This is a genomic window from Nocardiopsis sp. iso_186, from assembly GCF_056173365.1.
Map to the genome: position 1 here is coordinate 2,884,801 of NZ_CM149670.1, position 20,179 is coordinate 2,904,979.

Genomic DNA, 20,179 nt, shown 5'->3' on the forward strand with positions numbered 1-20,179 from the left:
AGCCCTACCCTGAATTGTCGCAATTGGCGGTGAAAGGGCGGGTCATGCGGGTGCTCATCGTGGACAACCACGACTCCTACACCTACAACCTCTTTCAGCTGATCGCCGAGGTCGTGGGAACCGAGCCGACCGTGCTGGCCAACGACGACCCCGCACTGGCCGGCCTCGAACTGCGCGCCTTCGACGCGGCCGTGGTCTCCCCGGGGCCCGGAACCCCGCGGCGGCCCGGTGACATCGGCGGCGTCCCCCGGCTCCTCGACGCGCCGTGGCTGCCCGTACTGGGGGTCTGCCTGGGCCACCAGGCAATCGCGCACCTGGGGGGCGGCGACGTCACCTCGGCCCCGTTGCCCAGGCACGGCCACCTCACCCGGATCCGTCACGACGCGGCCGGTCTCTTCACCGGCCTGCCCCAGGACTTCACCGCCGTGCGCTACCACTCGCTGCGCGTCGCCGACCCCCTGCCCGCCGACCTCACGGTCACCGCCCGCGCCGAGGACGGGGTGGTCATGGGCCTGACCCACCGTTCGCTACCGCGCTGGGGCGTGCAGTTCCATCCCGAGTCGATCGCCAGTGAGCACGGTGCGGTGCTGATCGCCAATTTCGCCCGGCTCGCCCGGCGGTGGTGCGGCGGCGGCGCCTCCTCGCCCCCGACCGGCACCGCCCGCGTCGCTCCCGTGACCGAAACCCCTCCGGCTCCACGGCAATCGGCAGCTACCGGCGACGAAACGCGGCGCTCCACGGCTCCACGGTCCCAAGCCCCCGTGGAGGCGACGGGTCGGCCCCCCGGTCCACTGGTGTTTCGGGTCCTGGAGGACGCCCCCGCCACCGACGCGGTCTTCCACGCCCTCTACGCCCGCGCCCCCTACTCCTTCTGGCTGGACAGCAGCCGCGTGGGCAACACCGCGCGGTTCTCCTTCCTGGGGGACGCGAGCGGTGCGCGTGGGGAGGTCCTGACCTACCGGGTCGGGACCGGATCGGTTCGCGTCGAGACCGCAGGGAACACGTACACCGAGCCCGGAACCATCTTCGACGTGCTCCAGGACCGGGTCGCGACCGTTCCCACCGCACATCCCGTTCTGCCCTTCGACTTCACCGGTGGCTACGTCGGCTACTTCGGCTACGAGCTCAAGGCCGACTGCGGAGGGGCTGCGGTCCACCGGTCGCGCACGCCCGATTCGGCGTGGCTGCGCTGCGACCGGTTCGTGGCGATCGACCACCTCGAAGGCCGTTGCTACCTGGTGGCGGCCGACGGCGACACCGCGTGGCTGGACCACGTCGCCGATGTCCTGACCGGTCTACCGGCGGCACCCGACCTCCCCGACGGTGTCCCCGCGGTCGAGCCCGAACCCTTGCTGGAACGGCACCGGGCGGGGTACCTGGCAGACGTCAAGGAGTGCCTGGCGCAGCTGACCGCGGGGGAGAGCTACGAGATCTGTCTGACCAACCGACTGCGCCTGAGCGCGCCCGCCGACGGGTTCTCCTTCTATCGACGGTTGCGCAGGGCCAGTCCCGCACCCTACGCGGCGCTGGTGCGGATGGGCGGCCTTACCGTGCACAGCGCCTCCCCCGAGCGGTTCCTTCGGGTGGACGGCGAGGGCTGGCTGGAGAGCCGGCCCATCAAGGGCACCGCACCGCGCCACCCCGATCCGGTCGAGGACGCCCGGTTGCGCGACGAGCTGCGCACCAGCGCCAAGACCCGGGCCGAGAACCTGATGATCGTGGACCTGCTGCGCAACGACCTGGGGCGGGTGAGCGAGGTGGGGACCGTGTCGGTCCCGGAGTTCATGTATACCGAGTCCTATGCCACGGTGCATCAGCTGGTCTCCACCGTGCGCGGCCGGCTGCGCACGGGGGTGTCGCCGGTGGCCGCGATCCGCGCGTGCTTCCCGGCGGGGTCGATGACCGGGGCGCCCAAGCGCCGCACGATGGAGATCCTGGACCGGGTGGAGTCCAGTGCGCGCGGGGTGTACTCGGGTGCACTGGGCTATCTCTCCTACTCCGGCGCCGCCGACCTGAGCGTCGTCATCCGTTCCGCGGTCAGCACCCACGGCGGGATGGAGGTGGGGGCGGGGGGAGCGATCGTGCTGGACTCCGACCCTGCCGAGGAGTACGAGGAGATGCTGTTGAAGGCGCGGGTGCCGCTGCGGGGCCTGGGCGGCGGGTGAGGGGCCGGCCACCCGCCCGCACGCGGGTGGCCGGGGGCCGGGCGGGGGCAAAGAGGGGGATTCAGCCCCGCCCGGCGAGGGGAAAGGTCGTGCGCGCTACTCCACGGTGCAGGTGGTTCCGTTGAGGCGGAAGTCGGTCGGGACCTTGGGACCCGCTGGGGCGTTGGCGTTGAAGCCGAACGACACCGATCCGTGGTGGGGGATGACGGCGTTCCAGGCCGCGTTCTTGACGCTCACGCTCGCCCCGGTCTGGGTGAGGGTGCTGTTCCATCCGTTGGTCGCTACCTCGCCGTTGGTGAAGTCCCATTCCAGGGTCCAGCCGTTGACGGGGGTGTGGCTGTCGTTGAACACACTCACCTGACCGGTAAACCCGCCGGACCAGGGGTTGGGGGTCTGGTAGTCCACCACACAGGGGTTCTCGGGCGGGCTTCCGGTGGTGAAGGTGCGGTTGGCCGAGGCAGGTGAGTTGTTGCCCGCGGCGTCGTGGGCCACGACGTAGACCTCGTACTGGGTGTTCGGTGACAACCCGGTGACCGTGGCGCTGGTGTTGGGCGTGGTGGCCAGGACCGCGTCGGTGGTCGCGTTGTGCACGGTGTAGCTGGTGACGGCGGTGTTGTCCGTGGCGGCCGTCCAGCTCAGCTGGGCCGAGTTCCCGGTGATGGTACCGACCGTGGGGGTACCGGGTGCGGTTGGCGCCTGGGTGTCGGGAGGGCCGGGATTGGTCGAGCCCTCGAAGACGACGTCGGAGCAGTTGTAGAACGCCTCCGGGCTGTCGGAACGCTGCCAGATGGAGTAGATGATGTGCCGACCGCTCTTCACGGGCAGTTCGGCGTCCCAGTAGTACTCCGCCCCTTCGGGGCCGCCCTGGCGCAGGGGCGGGTCGGTCACCTGGTCGAAGGGAACGGGCTCAAGGTCGTCCCAGGCCAGCGGGGTGTTGGGGTTCCAGTTGTCCTTGGTGATGTACTGGTACCAGGTACCGGGGTGCGGGGCCCAGGCGTTGTACTGGAAGGTGATGTCGGCGCCGGACTGCAACGTGGTGGTCGGCCAGTGCTCGCTGACCGCGTTGAACGAGTCGAAGGATGCGGTGGGCCCGCACAGCTTGCCATCGGGGATGATCTCCCGATGGCGTCCGCCGGCGTTGCTGATCAGGTTGCCGAACCAGTTGTAGAAGGCGTAGTTGCCGCCCTCGTTGAGCGCGTCGCGGCAGACCGGGTTGGTCGGGTTGACGTTGCCGCCGAGTCCGCCTGCGATGCCGTCGAGGTAGCAGGCGTAGGTGCGGGTGGCGGGCAGGGTCAGACCGCCGTGCGCCTCGGCGGGTGGCGCGGGGAGCGCGACGAGCGCGCCCGCTGCCAGGCCCACTGCCGCGGCGAGAGCGGCGATCCGGCTTCGGGTTCTCACGGTGGGACTCCTTGGGGGATCGAACAGCCGTGCTTCGGGGTGGGGGACTGGACCCCTGGCCGCCGGGGCGGCCTTGCGGGGCCGGGAAAGCGGATCGCCGTGAACGAATCGGTGCGTGCATGCCCTTTTGCACAGGACCGCACGAGTTTTGGGAGCGCTCCCAAAAGAGGCTGGTAAGTAAATAGTGATACAGGTCACGCAACCTGTCAACAGATGGTCACAACCCAGTGACCCACCGGAAACATTCGGTCCTATCCACCGCTCACAAGAAGACCCAGTTCACGGCTGGAACGCCAGTTTCCGTAGAGCGCATGCCAACGGAAAAACCGGTTCAGCTCTTTTTCCCCGACGGGCCGGCCCGTCGTCCGCGTGTCCCAGGAGTGGAACAGAAGCCTTGCGCGGCAGTCTCTTGCGCACCGCACCCGGCCCGAACCCGGCCGGGAATCCCCCCGGCCACATCCGGCGGAATTCCCGGCCGCCCACCAGCACGCATTTCCTCGAAAACGCGCTTGCGCGGTCAACCGGGACGGTCGGGCACCAGGAGAACCACCGGGCGGAATCGTTTTCTCCCCCGAGAGAAAAGCGTCACGGGTCGGCCATCTATTCGCAGTTCATGGTTATCGCAGATACCTAACGAACGATCAGGCCCTGGAGGACTTCAGCGATATCGATGGGGGTTTCCTCTGCCTCAAATGTCAAGCTCTCACCGGTGGCTCCTCGAAGGAGAGCCTCGGATACGTCACGACGTCTGCACCGAGCCGGCGACGATCTCCCGCAAGGCTCGGATGTGGCTCCGGTATGCCGCCTTGCCTCGTGGCGTGAGTGTCAGCCAGATGCGACGGGAATCTTCCTGGGCGCGTTCCTGCGTGACATATCCGGCATCAACGAGCGGTGCCACCTGTTTGCTGAGCGCGGACGCACTCAGGCCGACGACCTCCTTGACGAGAGCCATCTCCACGGTGGTGCCAGCGTCGAGCATGGCGCAGATCTTCAATCGGTGCGTCGGGTGAATGACTGCATCCAGTTGTGCGGTCATCGGTGCGTGCTCCGGTAGTGCAGGATCGAGCCGAGGCCGTAGCTGGCCACCGCCCCGATAGCGCATACGACGATGGCCCACTCCAGGCCTGCGGCGCGCGCGAACAGTGATCCGATCACGAACGCACCGGATACGGCGCCGAGGATACGGAAGCCCGTACTGGTCGGAATCACGAACGGAGCGCCCATCAGTCGGCCCGCCCAGTAGTTGAGTGCGGCCAGTGCGATACCGATGATGAGCACGACGAACGTCGCAAGCATCGACGAGTGGAGGAGGCCAGCCAACGCCAGCCCACCCAGCAGGATTGCGTTGATCGGATACAGCCAGACAGGCCACGGGCGATCTCGAACCGCGCGCCGCGCGCCTGCGGCGGCGTCAAGCCCGGCGGCTGCCTCACGTGGGTCGGGGTTCGGGTTGATAGTTTCCATGTCGGCAATCATATTCGATAGTTTCCATGTCGGCAACTATCATCGGCGGGTCTCGAGCCCCAGGGGCCGACTATGCTGCGGCCGGCGCCCATCAGTGCCTGCCGCACTGCGAAGCAGCGTGGACACGCGTCGGGCCAGGTGGCGCTTCAACGCGCGGATCGCCTCGGTGGTCGGGTCCCCCAACGCTCGACATCCCGCGAGGTAGTCCTGAGCGAGTGGGTGCATCCGCTTCTGAGTGATCGCGATGCGGTGGAGCCGCCACCGCCCAACGGTGCGGTCCGAGCTTGCGCGCCCAGGCAAGCAAAGCCCGACATCCGCGCGGCCCCGTGGTGGCATCCTTCACTTCGAGCTGCCTGCCATTGCCGTTCACCGCGACAGCAAACAGGACGCCTCTATGCGAATCGAGCCCGATCACAACTTCCGCCTCAATCTCCGTTCTCCTCTCATAAGTCCTGCTGGAGTACCGCGACGGGCATACGCAGGTGGCTGTCTGCTGCGCGATCGACCCCTTTGCGAACGTGCTGCGCTTTTGTTGACCCGCAGAGGAGGAGCGAGTCGGATGGACGGGGTTCACCCGCCCACCGCCCGGGCACGGTGACGAAATGGGGGAACCGCAGTTCAGTGAGGACGGCCACCACATCATCGTCGCCGGCCGACGGTGGCGGGCGAGCGATCCGCTACTGCCCGAGGCCACACGCGAGACGCTGGTACGGCATCTGATGGCGGCGCGTCGTGCCGTTGCCCGAGCCGGCAGGGACGGCGACACCGGAGGCGAACGGGTGGCGCGCGCACGGGTTCAGCAAGCCAAGCTCGGTCTGGGGGAGCGGGGCGTCCCCTGGTGGGAGTGCTCCACGGCCGAGCGTCGGGCCCGTTGGGAGTCGGCACTGCACGACCTGGACGCACGGGCACCGCACCCCGAACACTAGGCCGCCCTGTCCCTGCGAAGCGGGAGCCGCCGATCAGAGCGGGGGGTCCAGCGCCTCGCCTCGTGCGACGCGACGCATCATGCGTTGCATGGATTCGGTGTCGTTGAGGTGCGGAAACGGCTCGTTGACAGGAAGCTCGACGCCGAGGAACCGGCACAGCGGCTCCCAGCCCTGGCCCAATTCGTAGACGAGAAGTCGGTCGGCAGGGATTGCGGCGCGCACCTGTGCGTTGTGCCGCTCGAAGGCGGCGATGGCCGTCTCCTCGTCGGGGATCTCGGTGAGTTCCGTACCGAAATAGGCCCTGCACATCAGCTCCAATGCGGGCCGTACGTGCTTCATCCCCTCCAGGCTCGGCGAAACGCCGCTGGTGAGCGATGATGTGCGATCACTGAAGACGGTGTTGCGGGCGCTGGCGTACCACCCGTGCGGCTCACGCACGGTAAGCAGCACCTTCGCCTCGGGGAACGCTGCGGCCAACTCCCTCCAGTAGAACGACGCCGGCCAGTCCACCTCGGAGGAGAAGCCGGCGAAGACGGCGTTCCAGTCGATGGTGTCCCTGCGGCCCGCGGCATCGGCCCGTGCGACCCAGGCCCATCGTTCGCCCAGTTCCGGGACGGCCATGATGGTGTACATGTGGTGGCAGGGGCCGAATCCGAGCCGGTCGAGCGCGGCTTTCATCGAACTCGTCCCGGTGCGCGGGAAGCCCGCCCCGATCACCTTCAGCATTGCTCTCCTTCGGTGTGCCGCCCGCACCTGTCCGCGATCCGATCCGCAAAAAATCTCGGATTACCGATCGCATTGATTTGAACACGGAGGGCACTCATTTGGGTGCGCGTGCCACCGGGGTGAGCAGCCCTTTTCCGGCGGTCGCGCAACCGGGCAAAGGAGGGGGCGCTCGGCGAAATGCCGAGCGGCCCCAATGTAACCGTTTTAAGTAGTTACATCGGCCGGCGGTGCACACCGGCCCACGTCATAACCGGGGGTCAGGCGCGACGGACGCGGGCCAGCCACGCAGGCAGGTCGCCCAGTTCCCCGCCGCTGCCGACCACGCCACGATAGAGACTGGGGCTCAGGTCCTCGATGACCCATCCCTGCCCGAATGCCTCGCGGATCGCCGCCTCGCCCACCGTGGGCCAGGGTCCCTGACCGACATCGGACAGCGCCAGCACGTGCACCAGTGCACCGGGGAGACAGACCCGACGGAGACTGCGGGTGTAACGGGCCCGGTCCCCGGCCGAAAAGACGTGGAACAGTGCGCTGTCCACGACGGTGTCGTAACAGGGGGCGTCGCCCAGTTCCAGGGCGTCCGCGACGGCGAACCGTGCCTCGACCCCTTGTTCTGCGGCTCCCGTCCTCGCCTGTTCGATCGCCGGCCGCGAAGAGTCGATCCCTCGGACGTCGTAGCCGATCCGGGCCAGATGGATCGTGTGTTCACCGGTACCGCAGCCCGCGTCGAGCACCGCGCCGCCGATCAGGCCGGCCTCCTCCAGAGCGACCACGACCGGCTGCGGGCCCCCGATCACCCACGGGGTGGTGCCGGCCACGTACGCCCGGTCGAATTCCGACGCCGGATGCTCCGGCTCCTCCGCCGCTTCGCCGGCCAGCCGCCCCTGGGCCTCGGCGATGTCCTCCTGGGTGGGCGCGTCGTCCTGGGTCAGGGCGAGCCGCCAGTGCCCGGTGAAGTCGATGGCCTGGCGGTCCACCCCTCGCTCGTTGACGAGATGACGGCGCAGGGCGCGCACCACACCGGCCTCGGCGGCCAACCAGACGGCCGCGGCTCCCGCGGGGAATCGGGTCGTGCGCACGGCGTCGAGCAGCAGGTCACCGCGTCCCGGCGCGGTGGCCCCCCGGTACAGCCAGTGCATGTGGACCTGCGCGCGGGTGGCGAACGACTGCTTCTCCGCGGCGTCGGCGACCTCGACGTAGACCAGTGCCCGGGCTCCTTCGGGCAGCGTCTCCAGCAGCGCACCGATCGCCGGAAGCGCGGTCTCGTCCCCGGCGAGCAGCAGCCAGTCGGCGTCCTCGACCGACGAGGCGAACAACGAGACGGGGGAGAAGAACGTCGAAGGACCGAACATGGCGAGCGTGTCACCGGGTGCGGCCGAGCGCGCCCATTGTGTGGCGGGGCCGGCGTCGTCGTGCAGGACGAAGTCGATGTCGATGGTGGCGGCGTGCGGATGGTGCGCGCGGACGGTGTAACTGCGCATCCACGGCTGCTCCGCCTCGGGGACAGCCGCACAGGACTGATACCAGGACGTGAAGTCGTCATCGGCTCCGGGCAGCGGCAGGAGGGGAACGCTCTGGCCGGGCTTGGGGAAGTACAGCTTCACCTGCTGATCGGGAGCCTGGGTGACGAAGTCGGCGAGGTCATCGCCGCCGAAGGTGACGCGTGCCATGCGCGGGGTGATCCGCTGGACGTCGGTGACACGAATGAACCGGACCGGCAATCTCTGCTGCACGAAAACTCCTCATCCTATTTGGTCGGGGACGATTCTTCAATCCCCGAGCTAGAGTTCTAACAGCATCGTCCGCGGAAAAGTCAAGGCCGGAAATTGCTTTTTTCCGAGAGGTGGATCACCCTGCGTTCGGCCGGATTCGCGCCTTGCCTGGCGGCGCACGAGGGGTCAGGGCGTCCGGGGCAGCGTCTTGGCGCGTGACGCCCTACGACCGCTACGGGCGACCGAATGGCGAACCGTGGGGGATGCAGACCTTCCCTGGGCGGCAGCGACCGATGTGCCTCGAACGCGTCCTGGAGGCGGTCGAGGTGTATGGGAGCACGGGGAAGCGGGCAAGTGGATCGCCTTCCCCGAGGACTCCTCGCACGCGACCGGCACTGCCGTGGACATCGGTCGTACCGACGCGGCGTACTGGTTCTCCTGGCGCAGCCCCGATTTCGGGCTCCGCCAGACCTACGCCGATGAAATCTGGCATCACGGACTCGCCGTAGAGCCCGGCGGCACCTGCCTCGGACCCCTGGCGGACGCGCCCACTGATCGAGGGGACCGAGGACCGACAGATGGGCGCCGACCCTCGGGGCGCCACCCCTGCCGGATACCCCGGTCCCCGGCGTCCCATCAGGCCGATTCATTGAGATCGCGATACCGTAGCGGCCATGGGCACCCCTTCTAATCGGCCGTCCACATCCGTTGAGGACTACGTCAAAGTGATCTACGACCTGCAGGAGCGCGGGTCCGGTCCGGTGACGATCTCCCGCGTGGCCGAACGGCTGGCGGTGTCCAATTCCTCGGTCTCGGGGATGCTGCGCAAACTCGGCGAACTGGACCTCGTCAACCACGAGCGCTACGGAGCGGTGCACCTGACCCCCACGGGGACCAAGGTCGCTCTGGCGGTGCTGCGCCGCCACCGGCTCATCGAGCTGTACCTGGTGGAAGCCCTGGGCTACTCCTGGGACGAAGTCCACGACGAGGCCGAGATCCTGGAACACGTGGTCTCGGACCAGTTCGTGGACCGCATCGCCGACCATCTCGGCGATCCCACCGTCGATCCGCACGGCGACCCCATCCCCACCCGGGACGGCGAGGTCGTGGAGCGCGACACCCGGCTGTTGTCCGAGCTCGACACCGGGGTGCACGGGGTGATCGTGCGGGTCAACGACTCCGACCCCGATCTGCTGCGCTATCTCGCCGACCAGCACATCAGTATCGGTATGCAGGTGGAACTGGTCGAACGGCAGCCTTTCGGCGGCCCTCTGGTGGTCCGCCTGGGCAGTCAGGACGAGCAACGCGTCCAATCTCTTGGCGTAGGAGCGGCAGACGCCCTGTGGATCGCCGCGCACCCCTGACCCGCGCGGGCCGGTGCCTCGGGCGATCCCATTCGGCAGCCGAGGATCAGCGCTCCAGGTCGATCTTGCGTTGCAGGAACTCCTCGCGGTCAACCTCGCCCCGCGCGTAGAGCATCCGCAGCTCCTCCTGCGCGGGGTCGGGCTCGACCGGCGTGGAGCGGGAGCGCTGGTCACCGGTGAGCTGTTCGGCCGCGGAAGCCGTGATACTCAGACTCACGGCCAGCGCGGTCACGGCGAACAGTATGACGGTCGCAATCAGAAATCCCATGTCGTTCCTCCAGCCGACGCGAGGGCGACACACCCCTCACACTCCTGTGTACCCCCGGAACGAACCCTCCACCGGCAAACAGGCCCCCGACGACTCAAGACGTGCCGGAGAAGCGTCCGGAAAGCCACCACGGACACGGGAGCCGTCATCGGAAACCCGTGGCATGTTTCGTCGAGATCGGATGCCATGGCGCGCGGATGTCCCACCGTTCAACGGATTTCCCATGGTTTCCCTTCTCCCCGACCGGGCTCCAGCCCTCCACGCCCCTTGCCCCGGAACTGGGCGAAAAGCTCCTGTGATAAAAGTTAGGCGTGCCGAACAATAAAGATTGGCTCTTCGTCAATTCGGTCGTGCTCACCCTCGCGCTCGGCCTCACCGCCTGTGCCGCCCCGCGATCGGAGACCCCGGACGACGGCCGCCCCCTGGTCCTGACCACCTTCACCGTCCTCGCCGACATGGCCCGCAACGTCGCCGGCGACCACGCGCGGGTGGAGTCCATCACCCGGCCGGGAGCAGAGGTCCACGAGTACGAGCCCACCCCCGGCGACCTCGTGCGCGGCCAGGACGCCGACCTCATCCTCAACAACGGGATGAACCTGGAGTTGTGGTTCACCCAGTTCACCGACCGGGTTGACGCCCCCGAACGCGTCCTCACCGAGGGCATCGAGACCATCCCGGTGGCGTCGGGCGGCTACCAGGGCGAACCCAACCCGCACGCCTGGATGTCCCCGGCCAACGCCCTGATCTACGTGGACAACATCCGCGACGCACTGATCGAGATCGACCCCGACCACAGTGCCGAATACACGGCCAACGCAGTGGAGTACCAGGAGAGCATCGCCGAGATCGGCAGGTTCCTGGACACCGAACTCAACTCGCTGCCCGAGGAGCACCGCGCACTGGTCACCTGCGAGGGGGCGTTCTCCTACCTGGCACGCGACGCGGGTCTGAGCGAGCACTACCTCTGGCCGATGAACTCCGACGCCGAGGGCACCCCGCAGCAGATCGCCTCCGTCGTGGAGTTCGTTCGCGACAACGAGGTGCCGGCGGTGTTCTGCGAGAGCACCGTCAACGACAGTGCCCAGCGCCAGGTGGCCCGCGAGACCGGGGCGACTCTGGGTGAGGCGCTCTACGTCAACTCGCTGTCCGAGGAGGACGGCCCCGTGCCCACCTATCTGGACCTGCTGCGCCACGACGCCGAAGCCATCGCGGCCGGCCTGGGCAAAGGGAGGACGCGATGACGGGTGAACCCGCGGTACGGGTCAACGGCGTCACGGTGCGCTACGGCGACGTCCTGGCACTGGACCGGGTGGACCTCACCGTCCCCGGCGGCGTGATCTGCGGCCTACTGGGCACCAACGGATCAGGCAAGTCCACCCTGTTCAAAGCCATGACCGGAATGATCGCGCCCCTGAACGGCACCGTCGCCATCAACGGCCTCACGCCGAGCAAGGCGCGCAGGCGCGGCCTCGTCGGCTACGTTCCCCAGGCCGAACAGGTGGACTGGGCCTTTCCCGTACGGGTGGCCGACGTGGTCATGATGGGACGCTACGGGCACATGGGTCCCACCCGCAGACCGCGAAACGCCGACCGCGCGGCCGTGGCCGAGGCGCTGGCGCGCACCGACCTGACCGACCTCGCCGACCGCCAGATCGGCGCTCTGTCCGGGGGCCAGCGCAAACGCGCGTTCGTGGCCCGTGGCATCGCCCAGGGCGCCGACGTCTTCTTCCTCGACGAGCCCTTCGCCGGCGTGGACAAGCGCTCCGAGGCCACGATCGTGGCGGTACTGCGCGAGATGCGGGCCGCCGGGCGAACCCTGATCGTGTCCACCCACGACCTGGCCTCGGTCCCCGGGCTGTGCGACGAGGCGGTGCTGCTCCAGCAGCACGTGGTGGCGCGCGGCACCCCCGCTGAGGTACTCACCCCCGAACGACTCATGCAGGCGTTCGGCCTGGACGAACGGAGGGTCGCACCGTGACCGCGGTCATCGAGTGGTTCACCGTCCCCCTCGCCTTCGAGTTCATGCAGCGCGCACTACTGGTCAGCGTCGTCACGGGCACGGTGTGCGCGGTCCTGTCCTGCTGGATGACGCTGATCGGGTGGTCGCTGCTGGGCGACGCCGTCTCCCACGCGGTCCTTCCCGGTGTCGTGCTCTCCTACCTCGTAGGGGTCCCCTTCGCGGTGGGCGCGCTGGTGTTCGGTGCGGGTTCGGTGGCGCTCATCGGCGTGGTCAACCGCACCTCCCGGGTCAAGGAGGACGCGGTGATCGGGGTGGTGTTCACCGCGATGTTCGCGGTGGGCGTGGTGCTGCTGTCCACGGTCCCCACCAATACCGACCTCATGCACATCCTGTTCGGCAACGTGTTGGGTGTCTCCGACACCGACATCTGGCTGATCATGGCCATGGCTGCGGTGACGCTGACGGTCGTGGCGCTCAAGCACCGGGACCTGACCCTCTTCGCCTTCGACCCCACCCACGCCCACGCCATCGGCCTCAGTCCGCGGCGCCTTGAGGCACTGCTGCTGGGGTTGCTGTCGGTCACGGTGGTCATCGCCCTACAGGCGGTCGGGATCATCATGGTGGTCGCCATGGTGATCATCCCCGGCGCCACCGCCTACCTGCTCACCGACCGTTTCGAGCGGATGCTGGGGATCGCGGTGGCGGTCTCGGTGGTGGCATCGGTGCTGGGCACCTATGCCAGCTTCCACCTCAACGTGGCCACCGGCGGCGCGATCGTGGTGGTGCAGGCGAGCGCGTTCGCACTGGCCTACCTGTTCGCGCCGCGCCACGGGGTACTCGGCCGGGCGACCGCACGTAGACGCGCCGAAACGACGGCGTCCTCGTGAACCCCCGGAAATGGGAAACGACCGTGCTCGACCATTCTCCCTACCACCAGGGCCTGAGGATCGACGCCCCCGTCCACGTGACCACCGGCAAGGGGCACTACTCCCGGAAGATCCGCACCGACCTGCGTTGACGCGGCTCCGTGGCGGCAGACCCCCGGCTTCAACCAGACCCTCGTCGCCTCCATCCTCCTGTGGATCCGCCCCTTTGGAGACGACCTCCAGGCGACAGCGGTCGGACCTCGGTTGGCCCACCCGCCCGGGCCGGGCGCACCTCGCCCCGCAGAAAGTCGCCGACTCCTTCCGGGTAAGAGGCGGACTGCCCTATTTATTCGCTACCGCGTTCGCCACAGTGATCTCCGAACAACGTTGTCCAGATAAGTGAAGCGGGCTGGTCGTGAGAGCAGTGGTCGGTGGGATCGGGCGCGTCCTGGCAGTCGGTGTGATGGTCGCGGCGTCGGCGTTGTCCGTGAGTTCCCCGGCTTCGGCCGAGGACCAGTCCCAGGCCCAGGCACCGGCGAACAGGGTCTGCGCCAAGGCGTACGTGCAGGGCACGGGTTGGACGGCCGAACAGTGCGCCAACACCGGGCAGTCGGTGACGGTCGGCGCGGCCGGCGCGGGACGCCCGGTCGAGGCAGTCGAGATGGCGGTCGCCGGGAGCCGTCTCTGTGCCAGGGGTTATCTGCAGGGCACCGGATGGCAGGCTGAGCAGTGCGCCGCCTCGGGCACCCGTATCACGCTCGGCGCCCCGGGCAAGGGGCTGCGCCTCGAAGCGGTGCTCTTCAGCGTGCAGTCGGGAATGATCTGCGGCAACTCCTACGTGCAGGGCGTGGGCTGGAATCCGATCTGGTACTGCGGGGTCAACGGCGAGAGCAACGGGATCGGCACCACCGGGCAGAACAAGCGCATGGAGGCCGTGGCCTTCATGATCGTGTGATGGCGGCCGACCTCCCTTGCCCCGGAGGGTGTCTTCCGGGTTGCGGGCGCTGGTGCCGCTGCAACGGTGTCAGCCGCAACCAAGTGGAATCGGCCTGGTTGGACGGAGCGCACCCGCGAGGCCGTAGCCGCAACCACGCATGCCGCGACCGGTCGCGGCGGCTGCGTGCGCGACGTTGACGCCCTTCCCGCCACCTGGAACGACCGTCCCGCGCTTGCCCGGCCCCGCTGAAACCCGCTGTGTGAGCGGTGGGTGCGCAAGGCAATGGGAGGGTCACGGCAGCGTGACCGCCAGGGCGCGACATGGCCACGAGAGCGGGCAACTGCTTGAGGTCGCGGCCCGTTTGGGTGAACCTGCCGGTTATGGACACCCGACCCGGGGGGCGCCGACGCCGCACGGCAATCGTGGCGGCGCCGATCCACACGCCCCGCCTCACCCTGGAGCCGTTGCGCCTGGACCATGCAACGGAGATGGCCGAGGTGCTGGGCGACCCCGCGCTCTACCGCTACCTCGGCGGGCGCCCTCCCCAGGAGGAGGAGCTGCGTTCGCGCTACGCCGACATGCTGGAGGGCTCGGACGAACCGGGTGTTCGCTGGTGCAACTGGATCGTCCGTGAGGACTCCGGGCAGGCGGTGGGAACGGTGCAGGCCACCGTGGGCCCCGACATCGGCGGCCTGCGCGCGGTGATCGCGTGGATGGTGGGGACCCCTTGGCAGCGGCGCGGTTACGCCGCCGAGGCATCGCGCGGCATGGTGGAGTGGCTGCACGCCCGGGGTGTGCGCAAGGTCAACGCCCACATCGACCCGCACAACGAGGCATCGGCGGCGGTGGCGCGCGGCATCGGGCTGATTCCCACCGACGCCGACTACCACGGCGAGACCGTCTGGACCGGACGTCCGCGTTTTTGAGGGACCGGGCGCCTTCGGAGCCTGCACCCGTTCGGGAAAACACGGCATGTCACGGCTGGTGACCTCACGGACGTGCCGGCCGGGCTGGCCCCGGGAAGACCGGCGCCTTCCCGGAACCGCTGTGTGCCCGCTGTGCCCGGCCGGCTCAGACCTGCCCGGCGTGTGCGACAGCCGCGTCGTACGGGGGCTCTTGGACACCGCGGAAGGAGAGCAGGACCAGTCGCGCGACCCCGTGGTAGGCGGCACGGGCGGTCAGGGTGCGCACGCTGGTGGCACCCTGGGGCGCGCAGGCCGGTCGTGCCGGTGCCGCCCAGGACCAGGACCGGTTGTGTTGTCATGAACCCCGTCAAGCGCCGCGGCGCGGTCCGAGGAGTGGTCGAGGATCGTGTGGACATGTCCGTACGTCTACGTCCCCGCAGAGGGACACACGGTTGTGCGGACACCACCGACGCCAGTGACCGAAATTCATCTCCCCCCGACCGCCTTCCTCGATACACCCACTGAACTGCGGCGATAAAAAATCATCCGGACCGAAACCCGTGCAGCGCGGTTCGGTCGGTGGTTCGGTCGCCTCGGTGACCGAAAACGGCGGCTCGCGACGATGACTAGCCCGCTCGTGGCCGGCATGGCTCCAATGGGTCAAAAGAAGACGATTCCTTGACCTGATCACGGCACCGGGAGTAGACACGGATGCAGCCCGGACGCCCGGACCCGGCCAACCCCTCACCGAAAGCGACACAAAGTACAAAAATTCACTTTGCATGACAAGTTTCACAAAGTATGCTTTTTGGGTTCCGTGACTCTCTTGTGATGAATACCCTCGGTCGCGGCGGCCTACCTGAATACTCCCAGTTCAGAGCCGCTCACACCGCCCACCCCCTGCCCCGGGTGGCTCGCTGCGCCTCGCGCCGCCCCCAGCCGACAGACCTCCTGTAGCGCGCAGCTCTTCCTGTCGCCTCTCAAAGGACTCCTTGCCGTGGGCCACCACAAACCCCGCCCCTCCCTGGGCGCACGCCTCAAATCCAAGCGCGTGCTCGTCGTCTCCACCGCCACCCTCGGCGTGCTCGCCCTGGGCGGCGCGGCCGGCGCCTACGCCCTCAGCGGCCAAGGCGGCGCCCCCGAATCGGCGGTCGGCGCAATCACCATCCCCGACGCCCAGACCAGTGCGCCCGTGGCCCCCTCCTCCACCGATCCCAAGACGCGCGAGCAGGCCCGGAGCCAACGGGCCGACGCCGTCGAGCAGGCGTCCACGACCACCCAGGCCCAGGCCGAGCAGGCCAAGGAAGAACCCGAGCCCGAGGAGAGCGCCGCGGCCGACTCCGGATCCGCCGACAACCAGGGCAGCGGCTCGACCCTCACCCCCAGCGGCGAAGGCGGCCAGTGCGAGGCGTCCATGTACGGCGACCCCCAGCCCACCGCCTCGGGCGAGACCTTCGACCCCTCGGCCATGACCGCCGCGCACAAGACCCTGCCCTTCGACACGATGGTCGAGGTCACCAACACCGCCAACGGCAAGTCGGTGACCGTGCGCATCAACGACCGCGGCCCCTTCATCTCCGGGCGCTGCCTGGACCTGAGCACCGCGTCCTTCACCCAGATCGCCTCCGCCAACGCCGGCGTCGCCCAGGTCCAATGGCAGGTCGTGAGCTAGACCTCGACCGCGACGACACACGCGGTCCACTCACCGCCGGCGAGGGGACCAACTCCACCCCGACCAGGCGCGACTCTCCCTTCACCGGCCACGACACCCCCTGACGGAGCCGTCCTGCCGGTCCACGGCGGACCCGAAAACCCTTATTCATCGGCACACCCGTGCAAGAATGCCCCGCAAGTCTCGACAGTGGCGGGGGTGGCTGGTGTTCCGTACCGGGTCAGGGTGGGTGGTCTCACCCACCGACCTCGTGGACGCAATGGAGTGCGAGCACCGCAGCGCACTCAAGGCCGCCCTGTCCGCAGGAGTCGAGGGCGCACCGCTGCCCGCCGCCGTGGACCCGCTGGTGGCCCAGAACGGCGCCGTGCACGAACGTGCCGAACTTCAACGGCTGACCGACCTCTTCGGAGACGGCGTGGTCACCATCGACGCTCCCCGCCCCACGGAAACCGGCCTCGCCGCCGCGGCCGAGGCGACCCGCACCGCCATGCTCAGCGGCGTTCCCGTCGTCTACCAGGGCGTGTTCTACGAACCGGTCCGCCCCGGCGTCGCGTTCCACGGCCGCGCCGACTTCCTGATCAGCACCGCCGTCAACCCCGCCACCGGCGGGGCACGCACGGGGGCTGCTCCCGGCTACGAGCCCTGGGACACCAAACTCGCCCACCACGCCCGCCCCAGCGCCGTACTCCAACTGGCCGCCTACGCCGAAGCGCTGGGGCGCACCGGCCTGGGCGAACCCGAACTGATGTACCTGCTCACCGGCGACGGCACCACCCACCCCCTGCGCGTGGCCGAATACCTGCCGTTCCTGCCGGGCGTACGCGAACGGCTGCTGAAACGCCTCAGCAGCGACCAGGCGCTGCCCAGCCCCCTGTGGGGCGAGCCCTGCCACTCCTGTGAGGGCTGCGCCTACTCCGCGCTGTGCGCCGAAGGCCGCTCCCGGGCCCGACACCTGTCCCTGGTGGCCGGAATCCGCAGCGACCAGAGCGCCAAACTGCGCGACGCCGGCATCGACACCATCGACGCCCTGGCCGTCGCCATCGACGAGGACCGCCCCGGCCTGCTGCCGCGCCACTCCTACACGCGCCTGCGCGAACAGGCCGCCCTCCAGGTGCGCCAGGACGCCACCCGCACCGCCGACAACCCCGTGGGCACCGTCATCGCCGAGGTGTACGCCGAGGAGGGCCTGGCCATGCTGCCCGAGCCCTCTGCCGGTGACGTGTTCTTCGACATGGAGGGCTACCCCTACTACGAGGGGCGCGGCCTGGAGTACCTGTTCGGCGCCCTCACCGAAGACGGCACCCAGGACTTCCACCCCTTCTGGGCCCACGACCGGGCCGGGGAGAAACGCGCCTTCGAAGCCTTCGTGGACTTCGTCATGGCCCGCATCGACGACGACCCCGACGCCCACGTCTACCACTACGCCTCCTACGAGGTGGACCGGCTCAAATCGCTCTCGGCGGGTTTTGGCACCAGGGAGGGCGAGGTCAACCAGCTCCTGCGCGAGCGCCGCCTCGTTGACCTCTACACCGTCGTCAAGAAAAGCCTGCGGGTCTCCCAGCGCTCCTACTCCATCAAGTACCTGGAGCCGCTCTACCTGGACGCCGGACGCACCGGCGAGGTGGTCACCGCCTCCTCCAGCATCGACGCCTACGCCGAGTACGTCGGCGCGCGCGACGCCGGCGACACCGAGCGCGCGGCCAAGATCCTCGACGGCATCGCCGCCTACAACCTCGACGACTGCGTCTCCACCGCACGGCTGCGCGACTGGCTGGAGCGCACCCGCACCGATCACGGGATGAGCACCCGCCCGGGCGGGCAGGCGATGCTGGTGGAGGAGGACTCCGCCGAGCGCGCGGCGGAGTCGGCGCGACGCCGCGCCGAGGCCGAGGCGCGCGAACGCGCCCTCACCGAACCCCTGCTTCAGGGCGTCGCCGAGGAACCGGGCCTGCGCGACGACGAGGAGCACGCCCGCGCACTGCTGGCAGCCCTGGTGGGCTACTACCGGCGCGAGATGAACCCGTCGTGGTGGGAGTTCTTTCGCCGGCTCAGCGCCCCCATGGAGGAGCTGGAGGCCGACCCCGAGTGCCTGGTCCCGGTGCGCGCCCGCGCAGGGGAGTGGCAGGAACCCCAGGGACGGCAGAAGAAGGCGCGCCGCGAACTGGAGCTGCGGGCCGATCCGGCGCGCCCTCACCCCTTCAGTACCGGCGACAAGGTACGCCTGCTCTATCCGGGCCCCCCGGGGCGCCCCTCCGACACCGTGGACGCCGCCGTGGAGAAGTCCGGCCCCGACCGCGTCACCCTGGTGGAGACCTGCGACCCCGGCGACCTCTACGCACGCATGCCCGCCGCAGTGCTGCCGGGGTCCCCGGTCCAACCCAAACCCAAGGACCAGACCCTCATCGAGGTCGCCGAACGCGCGGTGGCCGCCCTGCCGGGCACGCCCGAACTCGCCGGCCTGGACGTACTGCGCAGGGCCGCGCCGCGCCTGCGCGGCGGCGGCACACTGCCCGACCCCGCCGACCACAACGGCGACCTGGTGGCCACGGTCATCGCGGCCGTGGACCGCCTGGACTCCTCCTACCTCGCGGTGCAGGGACCGCCCGGGGCGGGCAAGACCTATCTGGCGGCGCGCCTGATCACCCACCTGGTGGGGCGCGGCATGAGCGTGGGCGTCTGCTCCACCAGCCACAAGGCCATCGAGAACGTGCTGGAGGCCGCAGTGCGCGCGGCCTCCGCCCAGGGCGCACCGCTGGCGTGCGCCAAACGCCAGCCCAGCGGCAAGAAACAGGACCCCGAACTGCCGTGGGACCAGCCCAAACAGGTCAAGGAGTTGGTGGGTTGGCGTGCCGGGCAGGACGGCGGCTACCTCGTGGGCGGTACCGCGTGGAACTTCGCCAACGAAACCATGACCAGCGACCCCTTCGACGTCCTGATCATCGATGAAGCGGGCCAGTTCGCACTGGCCGACACCGTGGCGGTCTCGGCCGCCGCCCGCGACCTCGTCCTGCTGGGCGACCCCCAGCAGTTGCCGCAGGTGGTGCAGGGCACCCACGGCGAGGGTGCCGACGCCTCGGCCCTGGAACACCTGGTGGGCGGCTCCGAGATCATCGATCCGGCGCGCGGCTACTTCCTGGACCAGACCCGGCGCATGCACCCCCGGGTGTGCGCACCGGTATCGAACCTGTCCTATCGCGGACTGCTGCACGCCCACCCCCTGGCCGCGCAGCGGAGCCTCGCCGGCGTGCAGGCGGGGTTGTACCGGGTGGCCACCCCGCACACCGGGCGCAGCACCCACAGCCCCGAGGAGGTCGAGACGGTGGTGGCGCTGGCCGCACGGTTGACGGGCACCCGCTTCAGCGAACCGGGCGCCCCCGATCGCGAACTGACCGGTGCCGACATCCTGGTCGTAGCCCCCTACAACCTGCAGGTGCGCGCACTGCGCCGTGCCCTGGAAGAGGCCGGGCTGGATGAGGTGCGGGTGGGAACAGTGGACCGCTTCCAGGGCCAGGAAGCCCCCGTGGTGCTGTGTTCGATGACCGTCTCCAGCGCCGCGGAAGCCGCACGCGGACTGGACTTCGTGCTCTCGCGCAACCGGCTCAACGTGGCGCTGTCCCGCGCCCAGGTCATGGCGGCGCTGGTCTACTCCCCGCAGTTGACCACCGCTGCGCCGCGCTCGGTGGCCGAACTCCGGGTCTTGGCGGGGTTCGCCGGCCTGTGCGCCCAGGCCGGCGACTGGGCCTAACCCACGGCGGTGCGCAAAAGCGGGACGCCGGACGCGCCCCGGCCCCGGAGCAGCCGTGACGGTTGAGCCTG

General features: G+C 69.1%; 16 protein-coding genes. 10 read left to right on the forward strand and 6 right to left on the reverse strand.

The features are described from left to right. Nucleotides 1-44 precede the first annotated feature (44 nt). Nucleotides 45-2,165: an aminodeoxychorismate synthase component I gene (gene pabB / locus AC0VYP_RS12750; protein WP_475469818.1), complete on the forward strand. Its 2,121-nt coding sequence runs from the start codon at nucleotides 45-47 to the stop codon at nucleotides 2,163-2,165. Between the two features lie 96 nt (nucleotides 2,166-2,261). Here the strand turns inward: pabB and AC0VYP_RS12755 are convergent, their stop codons facing one another. From AC0VYP_RS12755 to AC0VYP_RS12765, 3 genes are all read right to left on the reverse strand, one after another. Continuing rightward, nucleotides 2,262-3,563 carry a lytic polysaccharide monooxygenase gene (locus tag AC0VYP_RS12755; RefSeq protein ID WP_475469819.1) on the reverse strand — a complete coding sequence of 434 codons (1,302 nt, stop codon included), beginning with the start codon at nucleotides 3,561-3,563 and terminating at the stop codon, nucleotides 2,262-2,264. A gap of 739 nt (nucleotides 3,564-4,302) precedes the next feature. Continuing rightward, a complete protein-coding gene (locus AC0VYP_RS12760; protein ID WP_285759905.1) occupies nucleotides 4,303-4,599 on the reverse strand; it encodes a transcriptional regulator in 297 nt (98 codons plus the stop codon). Continuing rightward, nucleotides 4,596-5,039 (reverse strand): hypothetical protein, encoded by a 444-nt coding sequence (locus AC0VYP_RS12765; protein WP_475469821.1) that lies wholly within the window; start codon nucleotides 5,037-5,039, stop codon nucleotides 4,596-4,598. Before AC0VYP_RS12765 ends, AC0VYP_RS12760 begins: the two co-directional genes overlap by 4 nt. Before the next feature lie 590 nt (nucleotides 5,040-5,629). Between AC0VYP_RS12765 and AC0VYP_RS12770 the strand changes: the two genes are divergently transcribed. After that, nucleotides 5,630-5,953, forward strand: a complete 324-nt coding sequence (locus AC0VYP_RS12770) for a hypothetical protein (protein ID WP_475469822.1) — start codon at nucleotides 5,630-5,632, stop codon at nucleotides 5,951-5,953. Between the two features lie 33 nt (nucleotides 5,954-5,986). On the opposite strand, the gene AC0VYP_RS12775 is transcribed toward AC0VYP_RS12770, so the two are convergent. Both AC0VYP_RS12775 and AC0VYP_RS12780 read right to left on the reverse strand, forming a co-directional pair. Continuing rightward, the gene (locus AC0VYP_RS12775) at nucleotides 5,987-6,679 is read right to left on the reverse strand and encodes a sulfotransferase family protein (protein WP_475469824.1); all 693 of its coding nucleotides are present in this window, start codon (nucleotides 6,677-6,679) and stop codon (nucleotides 5,987-5,989) included. Between the two features lie 257 nt (nucleotides 6,680-6,936). After that, complete coding sequence (locus tag AC0VYP_RS12780) at nucleotides 6,937-8,412, reverse strand: SIP domain-containing protein (RefSeq protein WP_475469825.1); 1,476 nt, start codon at nucleotides 8,410-8,412, stop codon at nucleotides 6,937-6,939. Nucleotides 8,413-9,065: 653 nt separating this feature from the next. On the opposite strand from AC0VYP_RS12780, the gene AC0VYP_RS12785 reads away from it, so the two are divergent. Beyond that, the gene (locus AC0VYP_RS12785) at nucleotides 9,066-9,755 is read left to right on the forward strand and encodes a metal-dependent transcriptional regulator (RefSeq protein ID WP_475469827.1); all 690 of its coding nucleotides are present in this window, start codon (nucleotides 9,066-9,068) and stop codon (nucleotides 9,753-9,755) included. A 46-nt stretch (nucleotides 9,756-9,801) separates the two neighbouring features. On the opposite strand, the gene AC0VYP_RS12790 is transcribed toward AC0VYP_RS12785, so the two are convergent. Next, nucleotides 9,802-10,023: an SHOCT domain-containing protein gene (locus AC0VYP_RS12790; RefSeq protein ID WP_285759913.1), complete on the reverse strand. Its 222-nt coding sequence runs from the start codon at nucleotides 10,021-10,023 to the stop codon at nucleotides 9,802-9,804. A gap of 311 nt (nucleotides 10,024-10,334) precedes the next feature. On the opposite strand from AC0VYP_RS12790, the gene AC0VYP_RS12795 reads away from it, so the two are divergent. The 7 genes from AC0VYP_RS12795 to AC0VYP_RS12825 all read left to right on the forward strand — a co-directional run bounded on the left by AC0VYP_RS12795 (nucleotide 10,335) and on the right by AC0VYP_RS12825 (nucleotide 20,108). Then, nucleotides 10,335-11,264: a metal ABC transporter substrate-binding protein gene (locus AC0VYP_RS12795; protein WP_475469828.1), complete on the forward strand. Its 930-nt coding sequence runs from the start codon at nucleotides 10,335-10,337 to the stop codon at nucleotides 11,262-11,264. Then, a complete protein-coding gene (locus AC0VYP_RS12800) occupies nucleotides 11,261-12,001 on the forward strand; it encodes a metal ABC transporter ATP-binding protein (RefSeq protein WP_285759914.1) in 741 nt (246 codons plus the stop codon). Before AC0VYP_RS12795 ends, AC0VYP_RS12800 begins: the two co-directional genes overlap by 4 nt. 44 nt (nucleotides 12,002-12,045) lie before the next feature. Next, nucleotides 12,046-12,870 (forward strand): metal ABC transporter permease, encoded by an 825-nt coding sequence (locus tag AC0VYP_RS12805; RefSeq protein WP_285760159.1) that lies wholly within the window; start codon nucleotides 12,046-12,048, stop codon nucleotides 12,868-12,870. A gap of 394 nt (nucleotides 12,871-13,264) precedes the next feature. Next, on the forward strand, nucleotides 13,265-13,804 hold the full coding sequence (locus tag AC0VYP_RS12810) for a hypothetical protein (RefSeq protein ID WP_475469829.1): 540 nt from the start codon (nucleotides 13,265-13,267) through the stop codon (nucleotides 13,802-13,804). Nucleotides 13,805-14,166: 362 nt separating this feature from the next. After that, a complete protein-coding gene (locus AC0VYP_RS12815; RefSeq protein ID WP_285759916.1) occupies nucleotides 14,167-14,712 on the forward strand; it encodes a GNAT family N-acetyltransferase in 546 nt (181 codons plus the stop codon). A 976-nt stretch (nucleotides 14,713-15,688) separates the two neighbouring features. Beyond that, nucleotides 15,689-16,363 carry a septal ring lytic transglycosylase RlpA family protein gene (locus AC0VYP_RS12820; protein WP_285759917.1) on the forward strand — a complete coding sequence of 225 codons (675 nt, stop codon included), beginning with the start codon at nucleotides 15,689-15,691 and terminating at the stop codon, nucleotides 16,361-16,363. 205 nt (nucleotides 16,364-16,568) lie between these two features. Continuing rightward, nucleotides 16,569-20,108: a TM0106 family RecB-like putative nuclease gene (locus AC0VYP_RS12825; protein ID WP_475469830.1), complete on the forward strand. Its 3,540-nt coding sequence runs from the start codon at nucleotides 16,569-16,571 to the stop codon at nucleotides 20,106-20,108. The last annotated feature ends 71 nt before the right edge of the window (nucleotides 20,109-20,179 follow it).

Excerpts from the sequence above, each read along its gene's own strand:
- AC0VYP_RS12785 (WP_475469827.1), top strand. The coding sequence starts at position 9,066 with ATGGGCACCCCTTCTAATCGGCCGTCCACATCCGTTGAGGACTACGTC.
- AC0VYP_RS12805 (WP_285760159.1), top strand. The coding sequence starts at position 12,046 with ATGCAGCGCGCACTACTGGTCAGCGTCGTCACGGGCACGGTGTGCGCG.
- AC0VYP_RS12760 (WP_285759905.1), bottom strand. The coding sequence starts at position 4,599 with ATGACCGCACAACTGGATGCAGTCATTCACCCGACGCACCGATTGAAG.
- AC0VYP_RS12770 (WP_475469822.1), top strand. The coding sequence starts at position 5,630 with ATGGGGGAACCGCAGTTCAGTGAGGACGGCCACCACATCATCGTCGCC.
- AC0VYP_RS12800 (WP_285759914.1), top strand. The coding sequence starts at position 11,261 with ATGACGGGTGAACCCGCGGTACGGGTCAACGGCGTCACGGTGCGCTAC.
- AC0VYP_RS12815 (WP_285759916.1), top strand. The coding sequence starts at position 14,167 with ATGGACACCCGACCCGGGGGGCGCCGACGCCGCACGGCAATCGTGGCG.
- AC0VYP_RS12790 (WP_285759913.1), bottom strand. The coding sequence starts at position 10,023 with ATGGGATTTCTGATTGCGACCGTCATACTGTTCGCCGTGACCGCGCTG.
- AC0VYP_RS12775 (WP_475469824.1), bottom strand. The coding sequence starts at position 6,679 with ATGCTGAAGGTGATCGGGGCGGGCTTCCCGCGCACCGGGACGAGTTCG.
- pabB (WP_475469818.1), top strand. The coding sequence starts at position 45 with ATGCGGGTGCTCATCGTGGACAACCACGACTCCTACACCTACAACCTC.
- AC0VYP_RS12765 (WP_475469821.1), bottom strand. The coding sequence starts at position 5,039 with ATGATTGCCGACATGGAAACTATCAACCCGAACCCCGACCCACGTGAG.